This is a genomic window from Amygdalobacter nucleatus, assembly GCF_029167365.1.
Taxonomy (GTDB): domain Bacteria; phylum Bacillota; class Clostridia; order Saccharofermentanales; family Fastidiosipilaceae; genus Amygdalobacter; species Amygdalobacter nucleatus.
In genome coordinates, this window is the sequence record NZ_JARFNM010000001.1 from 219322 (window position 1) to 242241 (window position 22920).

At 42.1% G+C, this 22920-nt stretch carries 33 protein-coding genes and 2 tRNA genes; all 35 read left to right on the forward strand.

Annotated elements, in window-relative coordinates; all coding sequences use genetic code 11:
• Positions 1-2 precede the first annotated feature (2 nt).
• The 35 genes from rplV to PYS62_RS01115 all read left to right on the forward strand — a co-directional run bounded on the left by rplV (position 3) and on the right by PYS62_RS01115 (position 22879).
• Positions 3-479 carry a 50S ribosomal protein L22 gene (gene rplV / locus PYS62_RS00945; RefSeq protein WP_082714387.1) on the forward strand — a complete coding sequence of 159 codons (477 nt, stop codon included), beginning with the start codon at positions 3-5 and terminating at the stop codon, positions 477-479.
• 10 nt (positions 480-489) lie between these two features.
• Complete coding sequence (gene rpsC, locus PYS62_RS00950) at positions 490-1164, forward strand: 30S ribosomal protein S3 (protein ID WP_066715112.1); 675 nt, start codon at positions 490-492, stop codon at positions 1162-1164.
• The gene (rplP, locus tag PYS62_RS00955; RefSeq protein ID WP_066715114.1) at positions 1164-1589 is read left to right on the forward strand and encodes a 50S ribosomal protein L16; all 426 of its coding nucleotides are present in this window, start codon (positions 1164-1166) and stop codon (positions 1587-1589) included. Before rpsC ends, rplP begins: the two co-directional genes overlap by 1 nt.
• Positions 1589-1789, forward strand: coding sequence for a 50S ribosomal protein L29 (gene rpmC, locus PYS62_RS00960; protein WP_066715116.1), 201 nt, complete (start codon positions 1589-1591; stop codon positions 1787-1789). The genes rplP and rpmC overlap by 1 nt, the downstream gene beginning before the upstream one ends.
• 13 nt (positions 1790-1802) lie before the next feature.
• Positions 1803-2069 (forward strand): 30S ribosomal protein S17, encoded by a 267-nt coding sequence (rpsQ, locus tag PYS62_RS00965; RefSeq protein WP_066715117.1) that lies wholly within the window; start codon positions 1803-1805, stop codon positions 2067-2069.
• A 17-nt stretch (positions 2070-2086) separates the two neighbouring features.
• Positions 2087-2455: a 50S ribosomal protein L14 gene (rplN, locus tag PYS62_RS00970; protein WP_066715118.1), complete on the forward strand. Its 369-nt coding sequence runs from the start codon at positions 2087-2089 to the stop codon at positions 2453-2455.
• Positions 2456-2463: 8 nt separating this feature from the next.
• Complete coding sequence (gene rplX, locus PYS62_RS00975; protein ID WP_066715120.1) at positions 2464-2802, forward strand: 50S ribosomal protein L24; 339 nt, start codon at positions 2464-2466, stop codon at positions 2800-2802.
• 14 nt (positions 2803-2816) lie between these two features.
• Positions 2817-3365 carry a 50S ribosomal protein L5 gene (gene rplE, locus PYS62_RS00980; RefSeq protein WP_066715122.1) on the forward strand — a complete coding sequence of 183 codons (549 nt, stop codon included), beginning with the start codon at positions 2817-2819 and terminating at the stop codon, positions 3363-3365.
• Between the two features lie 4 nt (positions 3366-3369).
• Entirely contained in the window at positions 3370-3555 is a 186-nt protein-coding gene (locus PYS62_RS00985) for a type Z 30S ribosomal protein S14 (protein WP_066715124.1), read from the forward strand.
• A gap of 18 nt (positions 3556-3573) precedes the next feature.
• Complete coding sequence (rpsH, locus tag PYS62_RS00990) at positions 3574-3969, forward strand: 30S ribosomal protein S8 (RefSeq protein WP_066715127.1); 396 nt, start codon at positions 3574-3576, stop codon at positions 3967-3969.
• 64 nt (positions 3970-4033) lie between these two features.
• Entirely contained in the window at positions 4034-4573 is a 540-nt protein-coding gene (gene rplF / locus PYS62_RS00995; protein ID WP_066715129.1) for a 50S ribosomal protein L6, read from the forward strand.
• A 19-nt stretch (positions 4574-4592) separates the two neighbouring features.
• Complete coding sequence (gene rplR, locus PYS62_RS01000; protein ID WP_066715130.1) at positions 4593-4955, forward strand: 50S ribosomal protein L18; 363 nt, start codon at positions 4593-4595, stop codon at positions 4953-4955.
• 14 nt (positions 4956-4969) lie between these two features.
• A complete protein-coding gene (rpsE, locus tag PYS62_RS01005) occupies positions 4970-5473 on the forward strand; it encodes a 30S ribosomal protein S5 (RefSeq protein WP_066715131.1) in 504 nt (167 codons plus the stop codon).
• 11 nt (positions 5474-5484) lie between these two features.
• Positions 5485-5664: a 50S ribosomal protein L30 gene (rpmD, locus tag PYS62_RS01010; protein WP_066715132.1), complete on the forward strand. Its 180-nt coding sequence runs from the start codon at positions 5485-5487 to the stop codon at positions 5662-5664.
• Positions 5665-5675: 11 nt separating this feature from the next.
• A complete protein-coding gene (gene rplO / locus PYS62_RS01015; protein WP_066715134.1) occupies positions 5676-6125 on the forward strand; it encodes a 50S ribosomal protein L15 in 450 nt (149 codons plus the stop codon).
• Positions 6126-6127: 2 nt separating this feature from the next.
• Positions 6128-7426 (forward strand): preprotein translocase subunit SecY, encoded by a 1299-nt coding sequence (gene secY, locus PYS62_RS01020; RefSeq protein WP_066715135.1) that lies wholly within the window; start codon positions 6128-6130, stop codon positions 7424-7426.
• Between the two features lie 65 nt (positions 7427-7491).
• Positions 7492-8142, forward strand: a complete 651-nt coding sequence (locus PYS62_RS01025; protein WP_066715136.1) for an adenylate kinase — start codon at positions 7492-7494, stop codon at positions 8140-8142.
• Between the two features lie 22 nt (positions 8143-8164).
• Positions 8165-8971 carry a type I methionyl aminopeptidase gene (gene map / locus PYS62_RS01030; protein ID WP_066715137.1) on the forward strand — a complete coding sequence of 269 codons (807 nt, stop codon included), beginning with the start codon at positions 8165-8167 and terminating at the stop codon, positions 8969-8971.
• A gap of 3 nt (positions 8972-8974) precedes the next feature.
• Positions 8975-9724 (forward strand): hypothetical protein, encoded by a 750-nt coding sequence (locus PYS62_RS01035; RefSeq protein ID WP_066715139.1) that lies wholly within the window; start codon positions 8975-8977, stop codon positions 9722-9724.
• Positions 9725-9745: 21 nt separating this feature from the next.
• A complete protein-coding gene (gene infA / locus PYS62_RS01040; RefSeq protein ID WP_066715141.1) occupies positions 9746-9964 on the forward strand; it encodes a translation initiation factor IF-1 in 219 nt (72 codons plus the stop codon).
• A gap of 159 nt (positions 9965-10123) precedes the next feature.
• Entirely contained in the window at positions 10124-10237 is a 114-nt protein-coding gene (rpmJ, locus tag PYS62_RS01045) for a 50S ribosomal protein L36 (RefSeq protein ID WP_066715144.1), read from the forward strand.
• Between the two features lie 100 nt (positions 10238-10337).
• Positions 10338-10706, forward strand: coding sequence for a 30S ribosomal protein S13 (rpsM, locus tag PYS62_RS01050; RefSeq protein ID WP_066715145.1), 369 nt, complete (start codon positions 10338-10340; stop codon positions 10704-10706).
• Between the two features lie 16 nt (positions 10707-10722).
• Positions 10723-11121, forward strand: a complete 399-nt coding sequence (gene rpsK / locus PYS62_RS01055; RefSeq protein ID WP_066715147.1) for a 30S ribosomal protein S11 — start codon at positions 10723-10725, stop codon at positions 11119-11121.
• A 54-nt stretch (positions 11122-11175) separates the two neighbouring features.
• Complete coding sequence (locus PYS62_RS01060) at positions 11176-12138, forward strand: DNA-directed RNA polymerase subunit alpha (protein WP_066715149.1); 963 nt, start codon at positions 11176-11178, stop codon at positions 12136-12138.
• Positions 12139-12160: 22 nt separating this feature from the next.
• A complete protein-coding gene (locus PYS62_RS01065; protein WP_066715152.1) occupies positions 12161-12694 on the forward strand; it encodes a bL17 family ribosomal protein in 534 nt (177 codons plus the stop codon).
• 122 nt (positions 12695-12816) lie between these two features.
• Positions 12817-14793 (forward strand): ABC transporter ATP-binding protein, encoded by a 1977-nt coding sequence (locus tag PYS62_RS01070; RefSeq protein ID WP_066715156.1) that lies wholly within the window; start codon positions 12817-12819, stop codon positions 14791-14793.
• Positions 14784-15584 (forward strand): energy-coupling factor transporter transmembrane component T family protein, encoded by an 801-nt coding sequence (locus PYS62_RS01075; RefSeq protein ID WP_066715160.1) that lies wholly within the window; start codon positions 14784-14786, stop codon positions 15582-15584. Before PYS62_RS01070 ends, PYS62_RS01075 begins: the two co-directional genes overlap by 10 nt.
• A 12-nt stretch (positions 15585-15596) precedes the next feature.
• Positions 15597-16547 (forward strand): tRNA pseudouridine(38-40) synthase TruA, encoded by a 951-nt coding sequence (gene truA, locus PYS62_RS01080; RefSeq protein WP_066715161.1) that lies wholly within the window; start codon positions 15597-15599, stop codon positions 16545-16547.
• Positions 16548-16739: 192 nt separating this feature from the next.
• Positions 16740-17762, forward strand: a complete 1023-nt coding sequence (locus tag PYS62_RS01085) for a hypothetical protein (RefSeq protein ID WP_315574113.1) — start codon at positions 16740-16742, stop codon at positions 17760-17762.
• A 208-nt stretch (positions 17763-17970) separates the two neighbouring features.
• On the forward strand, positions 17971-18096 hold the full coding sequence (locus tag PYS62_RS01090; RefSeq protein WP_315573132.1) for a hypothetical protein: 126 nt from the start codon (positions 17971-17973) through the stop codon (positions 18094-18096).
• 665 nt (positions 18097-18761) lie between these two features.
• Positions 18762-18846 (forward strand) — tRNA-Ser (locus PYS62_RS01095).
• Between the two features lie 7 nt (positions 18847-18853).
• A tRNA-Ser gene (locus tag PYS62_RS01100) sits at positions 18854-18942 on the forward strand.
• 285 nt (positions 18943-19227) lie between these two features.
• Positions 19228-20382, forward strand: coding sequence for a phosphotransferase enzyme family protein (locus tag PYS62_RS01105; protein WP_066714577.1), 1155 nt, complete (start codon positions 19228-19230; stop codon positions 20380-20382).
• Positions 20382-21305, forward strand: coding sequence for an HD domain-containing protein (locus PYS62_RS01110; protein ID WP_066714575.1), 924 nt, complete (start codon positions 20382-20384; stop codon positions 21303-21305). The genes PYS62_RS01105 and PYS62_RS01110 overlap by 1 nt, the downstream gene beginning before the upstream one ends.
• On the forward strand, positions 21305-22879 hold the full coding sequence (locus tag PYS62_RS01115; protein WP_066714573.1) for a DUF2079 domain-containing protein: 1575 nt from the start codon (positions 21305-21307) through the stop codon (positions 22877-22879). The genes PYS62_RS01110 and PYS62_RS01115 overlap by 1 nt, the downstream gene beginning before the upstream one ends.
• Positions 22880-22920 lie beyond the last annotated feature (41 nt).

Below are 22920 nucleotides of genomic sequence, written 5' to 3' on the forward strand. Positions count from 1 at the left end.
TTGTGGAAAAGAAAGTTATGAGCAAGGAGTACATGCTCAACAATCGTGAACAAATTTTGAGTACAAGTTTTGCTCCTCATACACGTTCCAGGAAACCCCAATTGCTGACCAAGAAAGAGCGCAAGGTCTTAGGCGTAGGCAAGGATCAGGGTATCGCAACAGCTAAGAGCGTCCGTATTTCTCCTAGCAAGGTCAACATTGTTTTGAAGTTGATCCGCAGAAAGTCCTTGAAAGAAGCATTGGCTATTTTGAAGTACACTCCAAAGGCAGCTTCTGAAGTCTTGCTCAAATTGTTAGAATCAGCTGCAGCAAACGCTGTCAATAACAATTCGTTGGATCGCGAAAAGCTCTATATTTATGAAGCTTATGCTAACCCAGGTGCTTTGATGAAGCGCTTCCAACCACGTTCTCGCGGTAGCGCTTTCAGTATTATGAAGCGTTCTAGCCACATCACAGTTGTACTGAAAGAGAAAGCATAAGGAGGAAGCTATGGGTCAGAAAGTTAATCCACATGGTATACGTGTTGGTGTAATCAAAGACTGGAGTACTAGATGGTATGCTGACAAAAAAGATTTCAGCAAGTACTTAGTCGAAGATAAAAAATTAAGAAGCTTTGTGAAGAAATATGCTTTCGCTAGTGGTGTTTCTCACATTGATATTGAGCGTAAAGGTAGCGACAAGACTATCATCACAATTTACACAGCTAAGCCAGGTATGGTCATTGGCCGTCAAGGCGCTGGCATTGAGCAATTGAAGAAAGACTTACAGAAGGAATTCAAGAAGAACTTCTTCGTCAACGTCAATGAAGTTAAGTCACCTGATACAGATGCTCAATTAGTAGCTGAGAATATTGCTAACCAACTTGAGAGACGTATTTCATTCCGTCGTGCTATGAAGCAATGTATTTCCCGTGCTTTGAAGAATGGTGCTAAGGGTATCAAGACAAAGGTTAGCGGTCGTTTGGGCGGTGCTGATATTGCTCGTTCCGAACATTATCATGAAGGTTCCATTCCTCTGCAGACATTGCGTGCTGATATTGACTATGGCTTTGCAGAAGCTTTGACAACATATGGTCAAATCGGTGTTAAGGTTTGGATCTACAAGGGTGAAGTTTTTGCTCGCAAAAATAACCAAACAAATGCTACAGAAGGAGGCAAAGCCTAATGTTAATGCCAAAAAGAGTCAAATATAGACGCGTTCATCGCGGCCGTATGACAGGTAAAGCCTCACGCGGTAACACATTGGCTTACGGTGATTTCGGTATTCAGGCTACAGAGCCTTGCTGGATGAAAGGCAATCAAATCGAAGCTGCCCGTATTGCTATCAATCGTTACTTGAAGCGTGGTGGTAAGGTTTGGATCAAAGTTTTCCCTGATAAGCCAGTTACAAAGAAACCTGCTGAAGTCCGTATGGGTTCCGGTAAAGGTGCTCCTGAGTTCTGGGTAGCAGTTGTTAAACCAGGTCGTGTATTGTTCGAAGTGGCTGGTGCTCCTGAAGATCAAGCTCGTGAAGCTTTGCGCTTAGCCCAACATAAATTGCCTTGCAAGACGAAGATCATCGTTCGCAGCAAAGAGGAGGTTCAAGCGTAATGAAAATGAATACTCTTATTGAAAAGACAGATGTTGAGCTCAAAGAAGAATTAGTTGCCTTAAAGGAAGAGTTGTTCAAATTACGCTTCCAAGCTGCAACACATCAGCTCACCAATACTGCAAGATTACGCGAAGTAAAGCGTGATATTGCTCGGGTTAAGACTGTAATTCGTCAACGCGAATTGAAAGAACAAGCATAAGGAGGACTAAAGTATGGAAAACACTATCGAGAGAAACTTACGTAAAGTCCGCACTGGCCTAGTTGTTTCAAACAAGATGGATAAAACTATCGTGGTTGAGGTTGCCGACTTGGTCAAGCATCCACTTTACAAAAAGTACATTCGTAAAACTATTCGCCTCAAGGCACATGATGCCGAGAACAGCTGTAACGAGGGCGACAGAGTCCAAGTTATGGAAACACGTCCTTTAAGTAAGGATAAGCGTTGGCGTTTAGTCAAAATCGTAGAAAGAGCTAAATAAGCTATCGGAGGTAAGAAATGATTCAAGTCCAATCTTTGCTTCGTGCAGCTGATAACACTGGCGCCAGAGAATTAATGTGCATCAAGGTCTTAGGCGGTTCTTGGCGTAAATTTGCCAACATCGGCGATGTAATCGTTTGCTCCGTACGCGAGGCTGCTCCAGGTGGTACAGTAACTAAAGGCCAAGTTGTTAAGGCCGTAATTGTTCGTACTAAACGCGGTGTCAGACGTGCTGATGGTTCTTATATCAAATTTGACGAGAACGCAGCTGTTATTATCAAGGATGACAAAAACCCAGTCGGTACACGTATCTTTGGACCGATTGCCCGTGAATTGAGAGATCACAATTTCATGCGTATTCTTTCATTAGCACCGGAAGTACTTTAGGAGGAAACATGGCACATATTCGAATTAAAACAGGTGATACAGTTTACGTCCTAACAGGTAAGGATCGTGCGATGACCGGCAAAGTTCTGCGTGTTATTCCTGATAAGGAACAAGTTGTCGTCGAAGGCGTAAACATGGTCACGAAGCATCGTAAACCAGGCAACAACTATCAACAAGGTGAAATTGTGCATATGGAAGGACCTATCCATATCTCAAATGTCATGTTAGTTGATGAAAAAACAAAACAACCGACCAAAGTTTCAGTTAAGACACTTGAGAATGGTGATCGCGTACGTATCAGCAAACGTTCAGGTGAAGTAATTGACACTTTGAGCAATAAGCGCTAATGAAGGGGGTTCCAATGGCTAGTAGATTAAAAGAACTATATCTTAAAGAAATTGCTCCAGCTATGCAGGAGAAATTTCAGTACAGCTCCGTTATGCAGATCCCTAAGTTAGAGAAGATCGTAATTAACGTCGGAGTAAACGAACGTGAAAACAGCAAGGGCTGTGAGAGTGCAGCTAATGATTTGGCAACCATTACAGGCCAAAAAGCTATTATTACTAAGGCTAAGAAGTCAATCGCAAACTTCCATTTGCGTGAAGGCATGAATGTCGGTGCTAAAGTTACATTGCGTGGCGATAGAATGTACGAGTTCCTCGATCGTTTTATCAACTTGGCTATTCCACGTGTACGTGACTTCCGTGGCATGAATCCTAATTCCTTTGATGGTCGCGGTAACTATGCTGTCGGTATGAAAGAACAATTGATCTTCCCGGAAATTGATTACGATAAGATCGACAAGATCCGTGGTATGGATATCATTTTTGTTACAACCGCAAATACTGATGAAGAAGCTCGTGAAATGTTGCGTCTCTTCGGTATGCCTTTCATTCGTCAGGAGGCTTAATTAAATGGCAAAGAAATCACAAATCATCAAATCGCAGAGAGAAGCTAAGTTCTCAACACGTAACCACAATCGCTGCTTACTCTGCGGCCGTCCACACGCTTTCATTCGTAAATACGGCATTTGTCGTTTGTGCTTCCGGGTTTTAGCTTATAAAGGCGAAATTCCGGGTGTTAACAAAGCAAGTTGGTAAGAGAAAGGAAGAATAACAATGGTAGTTACAGATAGTATTGCTGATATGCTCACTAGAATTCGTAACGCTTCATCAGCACATAAGGAAACTGTTGATGTTCCTGCTTCTCGTGTTAAGCAAGCAATTGCCAACATTTTGCTCGATGAAGGCTACATCAAGAAAGTTGAATTGTTAAGCGAGGATGTGCAAGGCACTATCCGCTTGACACTTAAGTATCAAGACAAGTCCCCAGTCATTGCTGGTATCAAACGCATCAGCCGTCCAGGTTTGAAAGTTTATGCTAGCTGCGATCAGTTGCCACGTGTTTTGGGTGGTTTGGGTATTGCCATAGTTTCCACATCACAGGGAATCATGACAGCAACTCAAGCTCGGGCTAAGCACATCGGTGGCGAAGTAATGGCCTACGTCTGGTAATTAAAATAATAACACTCTGAAAGGAAGCGCAAGCTTCGTAATTTTAAGGGTAGGAGGAAAGACAATGTCCAGAATTGGTAAAAAACCAATCGTTATTCCACAAGGAGTAACAGTTACAGTCCAAGAACATCTTGTCACAGTAAAAGGTGCCAAAGAATCTTTAACAGAAAAGGTTCATCCACTTATCAACGTTAAAGTTGAGAGTAATGAAATTTTAGTTAGCCGCACAGGTGACACAAAGGAAGAGCGTTCCTTACACGGTTTGACACGTGCTTTGATCCAGAACATGGTCATCGGTGTTACGCAAGGCTACACAAAGGAACTTGAAGTTAAGGGTACAGGTTATCGTGCTCAGTTATCTGGCAAAAAACTCGTGCTTAACTTAGGTTATTCACATCCTGTTGAGTTCGTTGCTCCAGCAGGCATCGCTATTCAAGTTGAAAATAACAAAATTACTATCAAGGGCGCAGATAAGCAACTGGTCGGTGAAGTTGCAGCTAACATTCGTGGCTTCCGTGTTCCTGATGCATACCATGGCAAGGGCGTTAAGTACCTTGGTGAAGTCTTGCATTTGAAGGAAGGCAAGACTGGTGCTAAGAAATAAGTGAAGGGAGACAAGGATTATGATTAATAAAACTTCTAGAGAAGTAATTCGTTTACGTAAGCATGCCAGAATCCGTAAAAAGATCAGTGGCACACCTGCGTGCCCTAGACTCTGCGTCTTCCGCAGCAACAAGCAAATTTACGCTCAACTCATTGATGATGTTAACGGTGTAACTATCTGTTCAGCAGGCAGCTTGGATAAGGAATTGAAGCTGGAGAATGGCAGCAACGTTGAAGCTGCTAAGGCTGTAGGTACTAAGTTAGCTGAGCGTGCTTTGGCTAAGAACATTAAAGAAGTCGTCTTCGACCGCGGTGGTTATGTATATCATGGCCGTGTAGAAGCATTAGCAGATGCTGCTCGTGCAGCTGGCTTAGAGTTCTAAGGGAGGAGCTTTGCATGAATAAAAATTACAATGATCCAAATGGTGTAGAACTCGAGGAACGTGTTATTCACATTGGTCGTGTTTCCAAAACAGTTAAGGGCGGTCGTAACTTCCGTTTCTCCGCTTTGGTTGTTGTTGGCGATCGTAACGGCAACGTTGGTGTTGGTAGCGGTAAGGCTCATGAAGTTCCAGATGCTATCCGCAAAGGTGTAGAGAGTGCTAAGCACAACATGATGACAGTGCCTCTACAAGGTACAACTTTGCCTCATGAGTACATCGGTAATTTCGGTGCAGCTAAGGTCTTGCTGAAGCCTGCTGTACAAGGTACTGGTGTTATCGCTGGTGGTGCTGTCCGTTCAATTCTTGAATTGGCTGGCGTCCAGGATGTTACAGCTAAGTGTTTAGGCACAAACAACCCTAACAATGTTGTTAATGCCACAGTTGTTGCTTTGAAGGCTATGCGTTCTCCAGAACAAATTGCTAAGAAGCGCGACAAGGCTGTCAGCGATATTCTATAAGGAGGCTTAAAATGGCAAAATTGAAGATTACTTTAACAAAGGGAATTAGTAATTCCTTGAAGAACCATCAATTAACAGTTCAAGCTTTGGGCCTAAGAAAAATTGGTCAGGTTGTCGAAAAAGAAGATAATGCTGCTGTCCGTGGCATGATCCAAACTGTTCGTCACTTGGTCAAGGTTGAAGAAGCATAAGGGAGGCAAACATGAAATTAAATGATTTGAAGCCTTCAGTTGGCTCTAACAAAAAGGCCTATCGTAAGGGCCGTGGTATTGCTACTGGTAACGGCAAGACTGCTGGTCGTGGCCAAAAGGGTCAAATGGCTCGTTCTGGTGGCGGTACACGTTGGGGATTTGAAGGTGGTCAGACACCTATGTTCAGACGTATGTCAAAGCGTGGCTTTAACAACTACAACTTTGTACCACAGAGCGTCGAAATTACAGTTGGCCGCTTAAATGCATTTGAAGAAGGTGCTGAAGTTACATTAGAATCAGTGCGTGAACTTGGCTTAGTTAAGTTTTCTAAGGCTGTGACAAATTTAGTTATCTTAGGTGGCGGCGAATTAACAAAGAAGTTGACTGTTAAGGCTAATCGTTTTACAGCAGCTGCTAAGGAAGCCATCCAGCAAGCTGGAGGCACAGCTACGGAGGTATAATCATGGGCGATATGTTATCCACATTGAAATCAGCATGGCGCAACGAGGATTTACACAAGCGTCTGCTTTTTACAATGTTCATGATTGTGCTGTTTAGAGTCGGCGGTTCAATACCTGTTCCAGGTATTGACCGCGTGGCATTTACAAATATCATCAACCGTTTTGGTACGCTCGGTAGCATGATGGATTTGATCTCAGGTGGTGCGTTGACCTCTGTTTCTATCTTCGCTATGGGTATTCAACCTTACATCAACAGTTCGATCATCATCCAATTGTTGACAGTTGCTATCCCTGCTTTGGAGCGTATGAGCCAAGAGGGTGAAGCTGGTCGTAAGAAGATTCAGAACATCGTTCGTATCTTCACCGTTGTACTCGGTTTGTTCCAATCCTTCGCTTTCTGGTATGCAACTAATAGTGCAACAGTAAGCACATTGCCTAAATGGTTGACATGCTTGGTTGTTGTCGGCACATTTACTGCTGGTACAGCCGTTGTAATGTGGATCGGTGAATTGATCAACATGAAGGGTATCGGTAACGGTATTTCCATCTTGATCTTTGCTGGTATCATTGCTCGTTTGCCACATATGCTATTGTCCGGTGCTGCTTATTTCAACATCTGGTTGGAACAATCAAACATCATTTTAGCTGTACTCTATGTGCTGGTAATCATTGTAGTAGCTTTGGCTTTACTTGCTTTGATTACATATATTAATATCGCTGAACGTCGTATTCCGGTACAATATGCTAAGCGCGTTATTGGTCGTAAGATGATGGGTGGCCAAAGTACTTATTTGCCTATCCGTGTCAACCAATCAAGCGTTATGCCAGTTATCTTCGCAATGTCGATTATTCAGATTCCATCATTGATTAGCTCCTTTGCTTTCATCAATTCAGATGGTCCGATTGTATCTTGGTTCCGTAACTTAGATAGTAATCCGATTCAATACGTCTTCCATGTCTTGTTGATCATAGGCTTTACATTCTTCTATTCTTCGATTCAATACAATCCAACTGAAATTTCGAACAACTTGCAGAAGAATGGCGGCTTTATTCCAGGTATTCGTCCAGGCCGTCCAACTACTGAATTCATTCGTAATAGTGCGAATCGTTTGAACTGGTTCGAAGGTGTGTTCCTGTCATTCGTAACTATCTTCCCAATGTTCATCGGTGCTGTTACAAAGACAAATGGTTTGTGGTTTGGTGGTACAGCCATCATCATTATCGTTGGTGTCTGTATGGATACGATTACTCAGATTCAATCGCAAATGTCTTCACGTAAACTTAAGACTTTCTTAGATTAAGTTGAGCGTGAACGTAATTACAAAAGCAGAGTTACGGCTCTGCTTTTCTTTTACCGGAGGTATGTATGAACGTTATATTATTAGGAGCGCCAGGTTCAGGCAAAGGTACAATGGCAGAAATTTTAGTGAAAGAGAAGCACTTGGTGCATATTGCAACGGGTGATATTTTTCGCTTTAACATCAAGCAACAGACTGAGCTAGGCAAAGAAGCCAAAAGTTACATTGATCAAGGCTTGTTAGTTCCTGATGCTGTCACAATTAAGATGGTTAAGGATCGTTTGCAAAAAGACGATGTAAAACAAGGCTTTTTACTTGACGGTTTCCCACGCAGCTTGAGTCAGGCTGAGGCTTTGACGAAGATGCTTTCTGAGTTAGACTTGAAATTAGATTTTGTTTTGGCTATTGACGTACCTGAGGAGCAAATTGTCGAACGCTTAGCTGGTCGACGTGTTTGCCTAGATTGCGGCGCAAGCTATCATATAGTGTCCAAACAACCTAAGGATGCAGGTGTATGTGATAATTGCCATGGAGCTGTTGTGCAACGTGAGGATGATAAGGCAGAAACAGTTTTGAAACGTTTGCATACTTATCATGAGCAGACACAACCTTTATTGGCATATTACGAACCATTAAATCTATTAAGACATTTAGATAATAGTGGCGACTATCAATCTAGTTATACAGCCTTACGTGAGATTTTGGCTGACTTTGATTAGCTAGAGAAACTAGAGGCAAAGAATGAGTGTTATCTTAAAAACAAAGCAAGAAATGCAGAAAATTTGGGAAGCAGGTCAAATCATTGTACAAATATTTGAAGCTGTACCAAGTTTTATTAAGCCCGGTTTAAGTACGAAAGATATAGCTGATTTTGCAGAACGTATCATTCGTCAAGCTGGCGGTATTCCAACTTGCTTAGGTTACGGTGAGCCGCCTTTCCCAGGTGCAATTTGCGTATCTGTTAATGAGGAAGTTGTGCATGGCATTCCTCATCCGATGCATATTGTTGAGAATGGTGACATTGTCACTTTGGATATTGTTGTTACACTCGATGGCTATTGTGCTGATGCAGCTAGAACTTATGCTGTTGGTGAAATTAGTCAAGCTGATCGCAAACTGATGGAAACAACTGAAGCTAGTTTCTTTGCTGGCCTGAAAGAAGTTCAGATTGGCAAACGCTTAGGCGATTTGGGCCATGCGGTGCAGCAGGTAGCTGAGAAAGCTGGTTATGGCGTAGTTGAGGAATTGTGCGGACATGGTATCGGACGTGATATGCATGAAGATCCGAACGTCCTTAATTATGGTCGACCAGGCCGTGGCCTTCGGTTTGCAGAAGGTATGGTCTTGTGCTGCGAACCGATGTTTACAGCCGGTAGCCGGTATATCGAAGTGCTTGATGACGACTGGACAATTGTTACAGCTGATGGCAAGAATGCTGCTCATTATGAGAACACATTCGTAATTACAGATGATGGCGTCTTTGTTTTAACAATGACAGAGAGCGAACTGAAAAAGTACAAGTTGCCTAGATGGCCACAGGTAAAGTAATTTATGGTTGAAGCTCTGACAAAATTAAGTCCACAGGCAAAGACAGAACAGCAAGAAGGACAGGCTTGGCGTCAATTTGTAGCATGTTTGCAATCCAATGATACTAAAGTCATAACTAAAGCTTGGCATGATCTTTTGATCACAATGAGCTGTAATGAGTTTAAGCGAGAGTTAGCAACATTTTTCAAAGAAGCAGACATTGAACCACTAAGCTTAGAGAGAGCTAATAACGAGCTTGATTGCTTTTGTGTAGCTACAGTTGGCAGTGATAGAGGCTATTTGTTTTGGCAGTTACCTGAATTTAATTTGCCAGCAAGTTCTTTGGCTAGTTGGCTAGGAGCATATGCTGAGCGTCAGAAGAAAGTTGCAAAGGGCCGTAAACAGAAAGTAAAGCGTCAAGCAAAGGCTGAAACAGGCGTATGGTTGTATCGCTACAAAACAAATGTCTATGCCAAACGTGCTTGTAAAAATCCACGCCACTTACTGACTGTGCGTAGCTTATTAGAGCTTTTACGTACAAAGCTGAGAGCTAAGATGGCTAAAGAGGCGCAAGCAACAGAAGCACTTTTAGCGCTTTTGGATGAGCAGACAGAATTACTTAAGAATAGTTTGACAATGGCGATGTTAGACTTTGAAAAGCAGCTTAAGGCTAGCTCAAGTTTAGAACACTCAGTTCAGCAATTGAGACAGGCTGATTTGGTCTTTGTTAAACTGATTAAATTGTATTTGTTAGCACTGAAATTCGGTGCCTAAGATAACAAAAAAGGAGAATTTATGTCAAAATCGGATGTAATTGAAGTTGAGGGCGTTGTCGAGGAAGTTCTCCCTAACGCTGAATTCAAAGTGAAATTGCCAAATGAGCATATCGTGTTGGCACACATTTCAGGCCGTTTACGTCAAAACTACATCAAAATCCTAAAAGGTGATAAGGTCAAATTGGAATTATCACCATACGATTTGGATCGTGGTCGTATCACATGGCGTGATAAATAGTTTCTCAAACCTAAAAAGTAAACAATTTGTAAAGTAAATGGTGAGCAAAGTGCAAAAGCAGGGCACTTTACTTGCAATGATGTTTTTTTCTGCTAAAATGTTAAAGCATATGTCAAAAAAGCTTTAATAGCGATTTTGGCTGCGATGGAGGTGACTCAAATGAAAGTAAGACCATCAGTAAAACCTATGTGTGAAAAGTGCAAGATTATTCGCCGTCATGGCCGCGTAATGGTTATCTGCAGTGATCCAAAGCACAAGCAACGTCAAGGTTGATTAAGGGCCTAGAGCGCCCTTTATTTGCATTAATGGATGAGCGCGGCTGAATGAAGCTCATCTTCTATATAGATACAATTTTAACTCGGAGGTAAAAGGAATGGCTCGTATAGCAGGTGTTGATCTGCCAAACGAAAAGCGCGTTGAGATTGCTTTGACATATATCTATGGCATTGGCTTGACAAGCTCAAAGGAAATTTTAGCTAAATGTGAAATTGATCCTGATACGCGCATGAAAGATCTTGGCGAAGCTGAGATTTCAAAGATTCGTGATGTTTTAGAAAATGAATATAAAGTAGAAGGTGACTTGCGCCGCGAAGTGGCGATGAATATTAAGCGCCTCACTGATATCGGTTGCTACCGTGGTCGCCGTCATCGTGCTGGTTTGCCAGTACGTGGCCAAAGAACCAAGACAAATGCTCGTACTCGTAAGGGTAAGGCACATGCAATTGCAGGTAAACGTAAGTAGAAGGAGGTAATGGAAAATGGCTAAAACTGCTGTCAAAACACGCCGTACAAAGCGTAAGGTAAAGAGAAGTATTGAACGTGGACAAGTGCATATTCATTCCTCATTCAACAACACAATCGTGTCTGTTTCAGATATGCAAGGTAACGTTGTTGCATGGTCTAGTGCAGGTGCACAAGGTATGCATGGTTCACGTAAGTCAACCCCATTTGCTGCTCAGATGGCTTCTGAAGAAGCTGCTAAGGTCGCAAAAGACAATGGTATGAAGACTGTTGAAGTTTACATCAAGGGACCTGGTTCAGGTCGTGAATCAGCTATCCGTGCCTTAGCAACAGCTGGCTTGGAAGTTAGCATGATCAAAGATGTAACACCGATTCCTCATAATGGTTGTCGTCCACCTAAGAAACGTAGAGTTTAATTTTGCTTTAAGTTGACTTATACAAATACTACGTTTGGTGATGGGAGGAAATGAATGTTGGATAATAATAGGCCCAAGATTGAAACTGTCGAATTGTCTGATGACAAGTCGTATGGTCGCTTTGTAATTGAACCTTTGGAACGTGGCTATGGTCAAACATTAGGCAATTCGTTGCGTCGTGTTTTGTTATCTTCCTTACCAGGATCAGCTGTTACTTCTTTACGTGTGGATAATGTCTTACATGAATTTTCAACGGTTAAAGGCGTTGTGCAGGACATGACAGAGATTATCTTGAACGTTAAGGGTATCCGTACAAGAATGCATGTCGATACACCTAAAACCATTTACTTAGCACGTGCTGAGGGCTTTAAGGGTGATGTGTATGCTGGTGATATTACAACTGATGAAGAAGTTGAGATTATGAATCCAGAACACTTGATTTGCACAATGAATGGTAGCGAGAGACTTTTCGCTGAATTCACAGTTGCAAACGGTACAGGTTACAATACAGCTGAACAAAATAAATGGGTTAATCAACCTATCGGTGTTATCGCTATCGACTCCATTTTCACACCTATTAAACGTGTGAAGTACGCTGTCGAGGATACACGTGTCGGCCAAGTTACAGATTTTGATCGCTTAACGATGGAAGTCTGGACTGATGGCACAATTGAAGCAGATAAAGCTTTGGCTATGGCAGCCTCAATCTTGATTGAGCAACTCAGCTTGTTCAAAGATTTGACTGGTCAAGCTCCAGTGGCTGAAACAAGTACTGCTGCTCCAAGTGCCGAATACAATCAAGTATACGATACAGCTATTGAAGACTTGGACTTTAGTGTCAGAACCTATAACTGTTTGAAGCGTGCTAATATCAACACTTTGGGTGATTTGGCTGTGCGCAGCGAAGATGAAATGATGAAGGTTCGTAATTTGGGCAAGAAGTCCTTGGAAGAGGTTATGCAAAAGCTGCAAGATTTAGGTTTTGCTCTCTTCAAAGGTGATTCACAGGCTGAATAAGCAAATTTAGGAGGAAAGTTAAATGCCAGGTCATCGCAAATTAGGTCGTCTAACTAGTCATCGTTTGGCGATGTTGAACGGGATTGTTACTCGTTTGCTAGTTGACGGTAAGGTTGAAACGACATATATGCGTGCTAAAGAAGCACAAAAGATTGCTGAAAAATTAATTACACTTGCTATCCCAGTACATGACAAATACACAACACGTGAGGTTGTTGCTTCTCGTGCTAAGTTAGATGGTAAGGGCAAGAAAGTTTTGGAGCGTAAAAAAGTTGAGCGTAACGGCAAGACAGTTGAGTATGATGTTGTTAGCCGTGAACTCACAACCAAGTCTGTCAAAGTTGATAGCCCAGCTCGCTTAGCTGCTCGTCGTCAAGCTATGTTACACATCACAGAGATGAAGGACAGCGAAGGCAAGAAGGTTTATCCTTTGAACATGTTGTTCGATACAATCGCTCCACGTTATGTGGATCGTAAAGGTGGCTACACACGTATCACTAAGTTAGGTGTACGTCGTGGTGATGCTGCTGAGATGGCTTTAGTTGAGCTCATCTAAGATCGCAACATAGAAGATTTGTCTATTTTTAGTTAAAAGTCGTAGCTATCACAAGTTACGGCTTTTTTCTATGTTAAAATACAAAGTTAGTTATTGACATTAGCCGAAACGAGGAGTTTGTCTTGCAGGAGTTAAAAGCAAAATTGGAGCTTGTGCTTCAGGGAGAAGAAGTCTATTTCACCTATGATGATTTGAGTGAGAAAGCAGGAGAGAGTCAGCCAGAGAGCCTGAACACAACTTGGGCTTTGCAGGCTGTTAATTGTGCTATCGAAAGAGGGACATATACTGCAATTGTTGGGCCTAATGGCTCAGGCAAATCTACTTTAGCTCGGCATTTTAATGCGCTGCTTTTACCACAATTTGGGCGCGTGACTAGTTTCGGCATTGATAGTAAGTCTGACACGGATTTGTTCGAGTTACGGCGCTTGGTGGGTATGGTTTTCCAAAACCCAGATAATCAGATAATTGGTACTACGGTTGAAGAAGATATGGCCTTTGGCCCGGAGAATTTGGCTATTCCACCAGCTGAGATTGTCGAGAGGATTAAGGCAGCTTTGAAGTTGTTGAAGATGGAGGCGCTAGCTAAGCAAGCGCCTAGTAATTTGTCAGGTGGCCAGAAGCAGAAATTAGCTGTTGGCAGTATTTTGGTCATGCAACCTAAGGCCTTGATTTTGGACGAAGCTACAAGCATGCTAGATCCTGATATGCGCCGTGAATTATTAGCTTTTATTCGCAAATTAAGGCTAGAGCAGGGCTTAACGGTTGTGAATGTGACGCACCATTTAGACGAGTTACTTACAGCCGACAAGGTCATGGTTCTAGTCAAAGGCAATTTACAGCGGGTGTATCGGCCAATTGACTTATTCAATGATGATGAAATGCTAGATAAGTTAGCATTACGCTTGCCAGGCAATGTGCTTTTGTTGAAGTGCTTGTTAGGCGTAGAGGGCGAGGCCAAGCTGAATTTGCCTGATTTTGAAGAGACGACGATGGTGCAGGCGCTCACGGAGGCAGCTTCTAAATTGAAATTAGCTAATGTGCCTAAGTTAGAGGCGATGGCTTTCAACTTAGATAAGAAATCTAACACGTTATTAGCAAATTTGCAGGCAAAGTTAGTTAATTTGCAGACTGTGGCTAGTAACGAAGCTACGGAAGAGAATGTGAATCGGCCGCTTATTGAAGTGAAGCATCTGTCTTATCGCTACCCTAATGCAGATAACAAGACAGGCGATGTTCTGCATGATATTTCGTTCGATGTGAAAGCTGGCGAGATTTTGGCAATTGTGGGTCATTCTGGCTCTGGCAAATCGACGCTAATTATGCACTTAAATGCTTTACTCAAAAACGAGCCTGGGCAAGTTTTAGTGCATGGCTTAGATGCAGCAGACAAGGCCAATTTCTTAAAAATTAGGCGACATGTGGCGTTATTGTTTCAATATCCTGAGCATCAGCTGTTTGCTGAAACTGTTTACAAGGACATAGCTTACGGGCCAACGAAACTTGGCTACAGTCAAGCTAAAGTCAAGGAGCTTGTCAAGTTAGCCACTGACATGCTGGGCTTTGATGAGTCTGTCTGGGAGAAGTCGCCATTTGAGCTATCTGGTGGCCAGATGCGCCGCGTGGCTTTGGCGGGGATTGTTGCCATGTGGCCAGATGTGTTTGTGCTGGATGAGCCAGCTGCTGGCTTAGATGACAAGGGCCGCAATGAGATTTTTAACTATATTCGTTTGTTGAAGAAGCTTGGCAAAACCATTATTGTCGTTTCCCATAATATGGAAGATGTGGCGGAGTTTGCAGACCGAGTGTTAATTATGAAGCAGGGCAAATTAGTTACGTTGACAACGCCTGATGAGATTTTCACTAAGAAAGAGTTCTTACAGGCAAATTCTTTGGAGCAGCCTGCGTTGACAGCTGCTCTACAACAATTAAAGCTTAATTTGAACTGGCCAATTCAGACGTATGCGCCGACTTTGGCGAATGCTCTAAGAAATATTGCAAACAGTATCAAAGCGTTAAATTCAGCGTCTAATGAGCTAATGCCAGATTTAGAAGAACTAAAGGCAGATAGCGTAGAGAGTGAGGTTGAGGTATGCAAATAAGTCTTGGTCGCTATTATCAGGCAGATTCTATTTTGCATAGTTTCGATCCTCGCTTAAAGATCGTGACGTCATTTGCTTTGATGATTTTAATTTTTGCACTAAAAGCAGCGTGGGCGTTGACCGCCTATGGCGTGATTCTCTTAGCTTTGTGGCAATTATCTAAGTTGCCTTGGGCCTATTTCTTTAGCAGCTTGAAGCAAATTTTGTTCGTTTCCGTTCTGATCTTTCTCTTGAATTTGTTCATTGGGACGGGGCAGACTTTACTATTTGAATTTTATTTTGTGAAAATTTACGCTGAAAATCTGGCGCAAGCTTGCTTGATGCTGGCTCGAATTGTGTATTTGGTTTTGACTTCGACGCTCTTTTTGAGCTATACGACCTCGCCACTTGTGATAGCGGCAGCTTTGGAGGATTTGTTTAAGCCACTTAAGAAGGTGAATTTCCCGGCGCACGAGATTGCCATGATGATGTCGATTGCCTTACGCTTCGTGCCAACGATTGCCGAGGAGATGGAAACTTTGCAAAAAGCGCAAATTGCGCGTGGCGCTGATTTCGACACAGGCAGTATCGTGAAGCGGGCCAAAGGGATGGTGGTTATTCTGGTGCCTCTGTTCGTGTCAGCGATTAACCGTGCTTTGGATTTGGCAACCAGTATGGAAGCTCGCTGCTATCATGGCGGAGAGAATCGCACGCGCATGCAGCAGTTTAACTTGCAAGTGAGTGATTGGCTCTTTGCAGGTGGCATTGTGAGTTTGCTTGTCATTATGCTTGTTATGCAGGCATATATTTAATTGGAGATAATGATGGCAGGTTCACAAGTTAATTGGGCTAAGTTAAATTCCCGTGATATAAGTAGTGAAATTAAGTTAGCGCCGTTTGCGTGTACAGAAGCAAATAATGAGATCAAAGCGTTCTTGGCCAAGCAGACAGAGCCTGTATTCAATTGCAATTTCCGGGATTATGACAGGAAGCGCAATATTGCCTTGGTGCTACAGTATGAGGGGACTAATTTCTCTGGCTGGCAAAGGCAGACGAATGCGCCGTCTGTGCAGGCGGCATTGGAAGCATGTTTAACTAATATCTGTCAGGAAAATATCATTGTCTATGGCTGTTCCCGTACTGATGCTGGCGTGCATGCGAGGGCCTACGTGGCTTCTTTCTACACAAATTGCCAAATTCCGTCTGCGAATTTGCCACTTGCTTGTCGGAGCTATTTGCCTGAGGACATAAGTGTGTTAGCTGCCTATGAGATGCCGCATACTTTTAATGCTAGGTTTTCGACCTTAGCAAAGACTTATACTTATGATCTTGTTCTGAGTAAGGTGCAACCGGCTTTGTGTAGCCGAACAACTACGTTGTGCTATTATCCGCTTGATATAGCTCAAATTCAGCAGGCGTGTGCATTAATTGTCGGTGAGCATGATTTCCGAGCTTTTTGTGGCGCCAAAGCTGAGGTTAATTCTTATGTTAGGCGCGTAATTTCACTTGATGCTTCTAAAGCTGATACTGGCTATCCAAGTTATCTACCAATTCTTAGGTTCAGAATTACGGGTGATGGCTTCTTGTATAACATGGTTCGAATTATTGCTGGCACGCTGATGGCAGTTGGGGCTAAGCAGCGTTCGTTAGAGGATGTTGAAAATGCCTTAATTACGGGCAATCGCAAGTTGGCTGGTATGACGTTGGCTGCCCGTGGCCTAACGCTGGAGCATGTTTACTATGCGAAAGAACTTCCTGATTTAGCTGTTAGGTGATGTGAAGTGCTTGTGAACTTGGTGACCTTAATGTGTGAGTATCAAGGGCCTGTGTGAATTACGTCAGCGAGCTAGTGAACTTAGGGTGAGCTTTACTGATTTTCCCTGATTAGCAAGCGAGCATTTGTTAAAGTAGCCTCAAAAGCTGAAGCTGCCATCAACGCTTTGGCTAACTATTAGGAGGAAAACACAATGAAAAAGATTGTTACATTGGCATTAGCTGCTGTTATGACTTTGGGTTTGACAGTATTGCCAAAGGCTGATTTCAAAGACGATATCAAGAAGTTGCAAGACCAAATTGATGCTATGCAAAGCAAGCACGATAAGGAAGAAGCTGTTAAGGAAGCAATTAAGAATAAAGAAACTCAAATTAAGGAAAAAGAAGTTGAATTAGCAACAGCTAAGGTAGAAGAACAAAAGGCTCAGAATGAATATGACGCAGCTGCCGAAGGTGATAAAGCAGCTAAAAAAACAGCATTAGATCAGAAAAAAACAGATCGTGAAACAAAAGAAGATGAGCTTGCTGTTTTGAAGGCTGAATTAACTTTACTCAAGGCTAAGTTGAGCCCAGTTGTTGAAAAACCATCATATGATGAATACAAGCCAGGTTATGGTTATGTATATATGAAAGTAGCTGATGGTAAGGATGTTAGCGGTTTCGTAAAGGCTGGTGCTTACACAGTTAATTCTTTGATTAAGCACTTCGGCTTGGAGCATGTAGTACTTGCTGACGATCAAGCTCAATTAGTAGAAGTTAAGGAACTCAAAGTTACAACAATTAAGGTAGCTGTAGTTCAACAATATCCTATTAAGGTTCGTGCTATCAGCGAAGATGGTACAGAACTCGGCCAATATGAAGTTAATGCCGGTTTGTATGCAACACGTGGTTGGGTAACAGCTGAGAAGGTTGCTGCTAAGGCTTTGACATTCAAGAATGGTGTTGCTTTGGTAGACGATGTTGATGGTTACTGGGTATTAGCTGATGTAGAAGCTAACAAGACACCTCAATACTTCCATAAGACAACAGAAGGTGGTAACCGTGTTATCACAGCTGTTTATACAGTAGCTAAGCACAAGGTATGGACAGGTAAAGACGGCAAGACAACAACAAAACCAGGTCAAGTTGGTAAGACAGGTGAAGTTGCAACAGTAGCAACAGGTATCGGTGCTTTGATGACATTGGCTGGTGTAGTAGTTGCTACAAAGCGTCACTAATCATTAGGTAGACCTAAGAGAAGTCACTGTACTTAGAACCAGTCGCTAAGGCGCGTTATAACCAAGTTGATGGAACCACAGGCCCGCAAGGGCTTGTGGTTTTTGTATATGTTTTAATTGCAGGTATAGGGCTGATTTTGCGTGTAGGACAAATGGATAAAAATGCTGTAGAATCAAACATATAGATTTATATAGTAGGGGGGAATAAATGGACGAGCTTCAATTTCAATATTTGGATAGTGAATGTGAGAAGCTGTTAAAAGAAATTTTAGCGAAGAACGAATCTAATGGTGAATATCAGAGATTAATTATGGATAATGAAAAATACTTATGAGCTTGCCAAAAGATTTATCTGGAAGCATTGCTAAGAATGCTTTAGATTAGAATTATTATATGGAATTAATGAAACAAAAACGTATATTAACGGTTTACCGTTTCCAGGTTGCGTCAAGAAAGTTGGTGTAAATTCCTTTCAGTTAATAAGCAATTAGGCATAACGTCACCTTGGCTTTTAACTTCTAATGTTGCTAACTGCTTCTTTTCTTTCGTATAACGCAGCCCCTATTTGTTCCTAAGCTTCGCTATTTAGAACTGCGTCTATAACCTTATTTAGTAATTTTTTCATAGCTCTTCATGGTTTACTATGAATAGGGCTTTAAGTAATTCCGTTTCTAGTGCAATATTGATTTGAGCCATCTTGATCCTCCTGTTTGTTTATTTACATTTTTATTATAACTGAAAGGGTCATCTTGGCTTTCCTTTTTTACACCAACTTAGATTACGCTATCCTGTGATATCCTTTCCATATAGAGAGTATCCTTTCTTTTGTATTTGCCAATTAAAAAGATAACATACTCTCTTGGCCCGTTTAAGAAATTTGGCGGGAGATTTTTGTGATTTTCGCGTTTCATTGCGCGGGCATTTTATGTGATGTACGTTGAAAATTTGACTTTACTTCAAAAGTTTTGTATAATCTTAATGCTTATTCAATTTCGGCTTGGAGAGATGGTCGAGCGGTTGAAGGCACCGGTCTTGAAAACCGGCGTAGGGCAACCTATCGTGGGTTCGAATCCCACTCTCTCCGTTCTTGTGGAGAAGTACCCAAGAGGCTGAAGGGGACGGTTTGCTAAATCGTTAGTGGGGGGTAACTCCAGCAAGGGTTCGAATCCCTTCTTCTCCGTTTAATTAGACTCAAGGCAATTGCTCTGCTTTGAGTCTTTTTTTCTGAATTTAATACGGCAACACCAATGTAAGCACGAACGGCAGCACAAACATCAACACCAATCCAAACACGAACGACAACGTAAACAACAAACGCGAACTATGCAATTTTTAGTTGGCTTAACTACGCCTCTTAGCGAGTTTCCTTGCGTCCATGCCTTACACCCCGCTTTTATGCTTTAATATTTTGGCTAGCTTGCCATTTCACGCTATAATGGAGCAAACACGAAACGAGGTTATGTGTATGAACGTGGATCTTAACAAGTTAGCTGATCGAGACAAGCTGGCTTACGCAATTTTGGACGAATTTGAAGTACCTGGTGAACTTGTGAACTTTGTACCAGGCTATGGCAACGGACATATCAACGATACATATTTAGTTGAAACTGAATTAAATGGCGCTAATACAAACTATATTTTCCAACGCATCAATCCAGTTGTTTTCCCTAAAGCCATCGAGGTTATGAACAATATCGCCTTGATTTTGCCTGTTCTAAAAGCCAAAGCCAAAGAACGAGGTCAGGATGTCAGTCGCACTACACTTACCTTGTTGCCTACCAGCCAAGCCAAGCTCTATTATGTCGATGCTGAGGGGGCTGTTTGGCGCATGTATGAGTTCATCAAGAACAGTATGTCCTATGAAGTTTTGGAAAGTGCTGAGCAATTTAAGACTGTAGGCGAGGCATTCGGTAGCTTCCAGACTGATTTGGCTAAATTCCCAGCTGAGCAATTAAGCGAAACTATAGTTAAGTTCCATGACACCCGTAACCGTTATATACAATTAGAACAAGCTTGTCAGAAAGATCCTAAACAGCGCTTACATGAACAAGAGGTACAAGCTTTGCTCAAACAAGCTGAAACATTCAAAGAAGAGGCAGCTTATTTGATGACTGAACTTGAAAAGGGCAATTTGCCACTCAAAGTTACGCACAATGATACCAAATTGAACAATGTCTTGTTCGATCGTACGCGCAAAGAAGTTTTGTGCGTAGTTGACCTGGATACAGTTATGCCGGGCCTAGTGGCATTTGATTTTGGTGATGCCATTCGAACAGGTGCTACCAGCGCGTTGGAAGATGAAAAAGACCTTAGCAAGGTTCATTTCCTACCTAAAATGTATTTCGCTTTCTTAGATGGCTTCTTGACTAGTTGTGCTAAGAGCCTAACAGAGGCAGAAGCTGTTTCCTTGGCGCATGGCGCTTTGATTTTGCCACTAGAAACAGGTGTGCGCTTCTTGACAGATTACTTAAATGGCGATATTTATTTCAAGACAGCTTACTTAGAACATAATTTAGTGCGTGCCAAGACGCAGTTCAAGCTTGTTAGTGAAATAGCTGATAGTTTACCAATGCTAATTTCAGAAACGAAAAAACGCTATCACGCTTATCGGGAGGAATAATGGCTAAAATTTTAGATTTACAAAAAGCCTTAGAATTAGGTCGCGTTTCAGCTGGCTTAGTCTATGTGAACAGCATGCCGCAGGTCAGACAGGGCAAACGCAATGACTTTATGGTCGGCAAGTTCGTGAATGGTTCAGACAGCGTTGAATTTAAAATTTGGGAAGAAAGAACTTTTAAGACTGTGCTCAACCATGGCGTTGGCATCTACGAAGTGGAAGTCGAAGGCTCTGAATTTAATGGCAGCTATTTGACTGTACGCAAGATCAATGTTTCGTCAGACAAAACTGTGAAGAGTAGCGACTTTTTGGCCGCTTTACCCAAAGAACTGATTGATAACTTGCAAGCTCGTGCTTACAAAGCTGCTCAGGCAGCTGGCGTGAGTGACAAGGCGATTAAATTGCTAGATGAATTATTGAATGCGCCAGAATTAGACGGCAGATTCTTCGTTGAAGGCGCTGCTGTCAGCCATCACGATAACCAAGTGCGTGGCTTAGCGCATCACTCGTTCAAGATGTTGGAAATCTTAGCTACCATTTTGACGCAGCATCCTAATTTGCAAGCTCAGGCTGATTTGTTAGCCTTGGGCGTAACTTTGCACGATGTAGGCAAAGTCTGGGAGTATGATGAACTTTCCATGTCTGAATACTGGTACAGTAACCATCGCGCCCGTGGCCTAGAGTACTTAGCGATGAAAAAAGACTTAATCATGGCGAACTATGATGAAAAGTTCTATCGTCAGATGCAGGCGATTATTATCGGCCACCATGGCGATTATGGCGATCGCCCTGAGACAGTAGCTTGTGCTATCGTACACTTCATTGACACGTTAGAGAGCCAAGTTACAGGCATGTTGGAAGATTTGAATCGCTCGGTGGATAATCGTATTTTTATCAAAGATTGGGGCTATTTGGCAGGCTTTTAATGATGGAACAAAATTTTTATTTGCCGAACAAAGGCAGACGTCGTCTGCCTTTTAATTATCCAGGTACATGGCGTCAGCTTGTATTTTGCTTTATAGCCATTCATTTTATTACTTTATCGGCTTTCATGTGCGCCAGGGTGGCTGCTTTGAGTACCCCAACTTACGATATGGGCCTATTTGTGCAGATGTTTCATTACATGCGCAGAGTTGGACTAGCACTTACGACTTTGGAGCGTGACATGCTATTAAGCCATTTTAACGTGCATATGTCGCCCATTTACTACCTGTTTTTGCCCTTTTTCTGGATCTGGCCGACAGCTTATTGCTTACAGATTTTGCAGACAGCTACGGTTTTGTTAGCTCTAGTGCCGTTAAGCAAACTTTTGCAAAATGAGCTGAAATTAAGCGCTAATTGGCGCTACACAATATATCTTCTCTATGTTTATGCACCGGCTATCACAGGCTCCAATTTCTATGACTTACATGAAAATTGCTTTTTGCCAGTTTGCTTATTTAGCTTGATTCTAGCTAATTGGCAGGGCAACAAACTCAAAGTAGCCTTGTTTACCTGCCTGACTTTGGCCATCAAAGAAGATGCCATGCTCTATGTTTGCTGCCTTGGGGTGTATTTTGCTTGCAAGTGTATAGCGAGTTATTATCAGCAGGCTAAGGAAGGAGCGAAAACTTGGTATGAACGAAGCCAAACGAGCGTGCGCTTATATTTTAAGCAGGATAAATTTTACTTTGTGTGGCAAGTTATAGTGCCGTTAGTTTATTTCGCCTTGGTAGTCTATTACCTTAATCATGTGGGGCGCGGGGCGATGGTCAATCGCTTCGATAACTTGCTTTTACCAGGGCAAAAAGGCTTAATTGCGATTGCTTTTAATTTTATCTTACACCCTGTCTTTATTTTGAAGCAGATTTTTACGCCTGACAAATTGCGCTATTTGCTGACCATTCTCTTGGCCCTAGGCGGAATACCTTTATGGCAAAAGCACTGGTTTAATTATCTTTTATTTGGGCCACTTGTTGTGATGAACTTGCTGAGTAATTATTCGTTTCAGCATAGCTTAATTTTTCAATATAACTATGGTTCAAGTGCTTTACTCATTTATTTGACAGCACTTAGTTTGGCCAACTGGCAGACCAAAATAACTAATTCTAGCAATAAAAAGCGCTTCCTAAAAACATTCACAAATAGCTTAATTGCTGTAGCCGTTTGCTGTGCCTTAATATTTACATCTGGCTTATTGCGTGAAATTAGCTATTCCTGGCGAAGCTATCACGAGAAACTAGATTATTACCAAAGCTTGCATGCAAAATTAGCCGCCATTCCTCGAAACAAAGTAGTTATTGCTGACACTTTCCTTACAACAGACTTAGCCGATATAAGCGAGCTATATGACCTAGGCTATCATTGTGACAAAAAAGCAGATCGAAAGATTGATTTGGTCGTTGCTTTCCGAAATGGCAAACAGACCAAGGAAATTGTCAACCAATACCGCCGTTTAGGCTATATTGAAAACAAATCATTGAGTAGCAAAGACCTTGTCGTTTTGCAGAAAAATGCTTGATTTGGTCGAGAAGTTGGGCGAAAATATCGATAATTTATTGA

Excerpts from the sequence above, each read along its gene's own strand:
- rpsC (WP_066715112.1), top strand. The coding sequence starts at position 490 with ATGGGTCAGAAAGTTAATCCACATGGTATACGTGTTGGTGTAATCAAA.
- rplP (WP_066715114.1), top strand. The coding sequence starts at position 1,164 with ATGTTAATGCCAAAAAGAGTCAAATATAGACGCGTTCATCGCGGCCGT.
- rpmC (WP_066715116.1), top strand. The coding sequence starts at position 1,589 with ATGAAAATGAATACTCTTATTGAAAAGACAGATGTTGAGCTCAAAGAA.
- rpsQ (WP_066715117.1), top strand. The coding sequence starts at position 1,803 with ATGGAAAACACTATCGAGAGAAACTTACGTAAAGTCCGCACTGGCCTA.
- rplN (WP_066715118.1), top strand. The coding sequence starts at position 2,087 with ATGATTCAAGTCCAATCTTTGCTTCGTGCAGCTGATAACACTGGCGCC.
- rplX (WP_066715120.1), top strand. The coding sequence starts at position 2,464 with ATGGCACATATTCGAATTAAAACAGGTGATACAGTTTACGTCCTAACA.
- rplE (WP_066715122.1), top strand. The coding sequence starts at position 2,817 with ATGGCTAGTAGATTAAAAGAACTATATCTTAAAGAAATTGCTCCAGCT.
- PYS62_RS00985 (WP_066715124.1), top strand. The coding sequence starts at position 3,370 with ATGGCAAAGAAATCACAAATCATCAAATCGCAGAGAGAAGCTAAGTTC.
- rpsH (WP_066715127.1), top strand. The coding sequence starts at position 3,574 with ATGGTAGTTACAGATAGTATTGCTGATATGCTCACTAGAATTCGTAAC.
- rplF (WP_066715129.1), top strand. The coding sequence starts at position 4,034 with ATGTCCAGAATTGGTAAAAAACCAATCGTTATTCCACAAGGAGTAACA.
- rplR (WP_066715130.1), top strand. The coding sequence starts at position 4,593 with ATGATTAATAAAACTTCTAGAGAAGTAATTCGTTTACGTAAGCATGCC.
- rpsE (WP_066715131.1), top strand. The coding sequence starts at position 4,970 with ATGAATAAAAATTACAATGATCCAAATGGTGTAGAACTCGAGGAACGT.
- rpmD (WP_066715132.1), top strand. The coding sequence starts at position 5,485 with ATGGCAAAATTGAAGATTACTTTAACAAAGGGAATTAGTAATTCCTTG.
- rplO (WP_066715134.1), top strand. The coding sequence starts at position 5,676 with ATGAAATTAAATGATTTGAAGCCTTCAGTTGGCTCTAACAAAAAGGCC.
- secY (WP_066715135.1), top strand. The coding sequence starts at position 6,128 with ATGGGCGATATGTTATCCACATTGAAATCAGCATGGCGCAACGAGGAT.
- PYS62_RS01025 (WP_066715136.1), top strand. The coding sequence starts at position 7,492 with ATGAACGTTATATTATTAGGAGCGCCAGGTTCAGGCAAAGGTACAATG.
- map (WP_066715137.1), top strand. The coding sequence starts at position 8,165 with ATGAGTGTTATCTTAAAAACAAAGCAAGAAATGCAGAAAATTTGGGAA.
- PYS62_RS01035 (WP_066715139.1), top strand. The coding sequence starts at position 8,975 with ATGGTTGAAGCTCTGACAAAATTAAGTCCACAGGCAAAGACAGAACAG.
- infA (WP_066715141.1), top strand. The coding sequence starts at position 9,746 with ATGTCAAAATCGGATGTAATTGAAGTTGAGGGCGTTGTCGAGGAAGTT.
- rpmJ (WP_066715144.1), top strand. The coding sequence starts at position 10,124 with ATGAAAGTAAGACCATCAGTAAAACCTATGTGTGAAAAGTGCAAGATT.
- rpsM (WP_066715145.1), top strand. The coding sequence starts at position 10,338 with ATGGCTCGTATAGCAGGTGTTGATCTGCCAAACGAAAAGCGCGTTGAG.
- rpsK (WP_066715147.1), top strand. The coding sequence starts at position 10,723 with ATGGCTAAAACTGCTGTCAAAACACGCCGTACAAAGCGTAAGGTAAAG.
- PYS62_RS01060 (WP_066715149.1), top strand. The coding sequence starts at position 11,176 with ATGTTGGATAATAATAGGCCCAAGATTGAAACTGTCGAATTGTCTGAT.
- PYS62_RS01065 (WP_066715152.1), top strand. The coding sequence starts at position 12,161 with ATGCCAGGTCATCGCAAATTAGGTCGTCTAACTAGTCATCGTTTGGCG.
- PYS62_RS01075 (WP_066715160.1), top strand. The coding sequence starts at position 14,784 with ATGCAAATAAGTCTTGGTCGCTATTATCAGGCAGATTCTATTTTGCAT.
- truA (WP_066715161.1), top strand. The coding sequence starts at position 15,597 with ATGGCAGGTTCACAAGTTAATTGGGCTAAGTTAAATTCCCGTGATATA.
- PYS62_RS01085 (WP_315574113.1), top strand. The coding sequence starts at position 16,740 with ATGAAAAAGATTGTTACATTGGCATTAGCTGCTGTTATGACTTTGGGT.
- PYS62_RS01090 (WP_315573132.1), top strand. The coding sequence starts at position 17,971 with ATGGACGAGCTTCAATTTCAATATTTGGATAGTGAATGTGAGAAGCTG.
- PYS62_RS01105 (WP_066714577.1), top strand. The coding sequence starts at position 19,228 with ATGAACGTGGATCTTAACAAGTTAGCTGATCGAGACAAGCTGGCTTAC.
- PYS62_RS01110 (WP_066714575.1), top strand. The coding sequence starts at position 20,382 with ATGGCTAAAATTTTAGATTTACAAAAAGCCTTAGAATTAGGTCGCGTT.
- PYS62_RS01115 (WP_066714573.1), top strand. The coding sequence starts at position 21,305 with ATGATGGAACAAAATTTTTATTTGCCGAACAAAGGCAGACGTCGTCTG.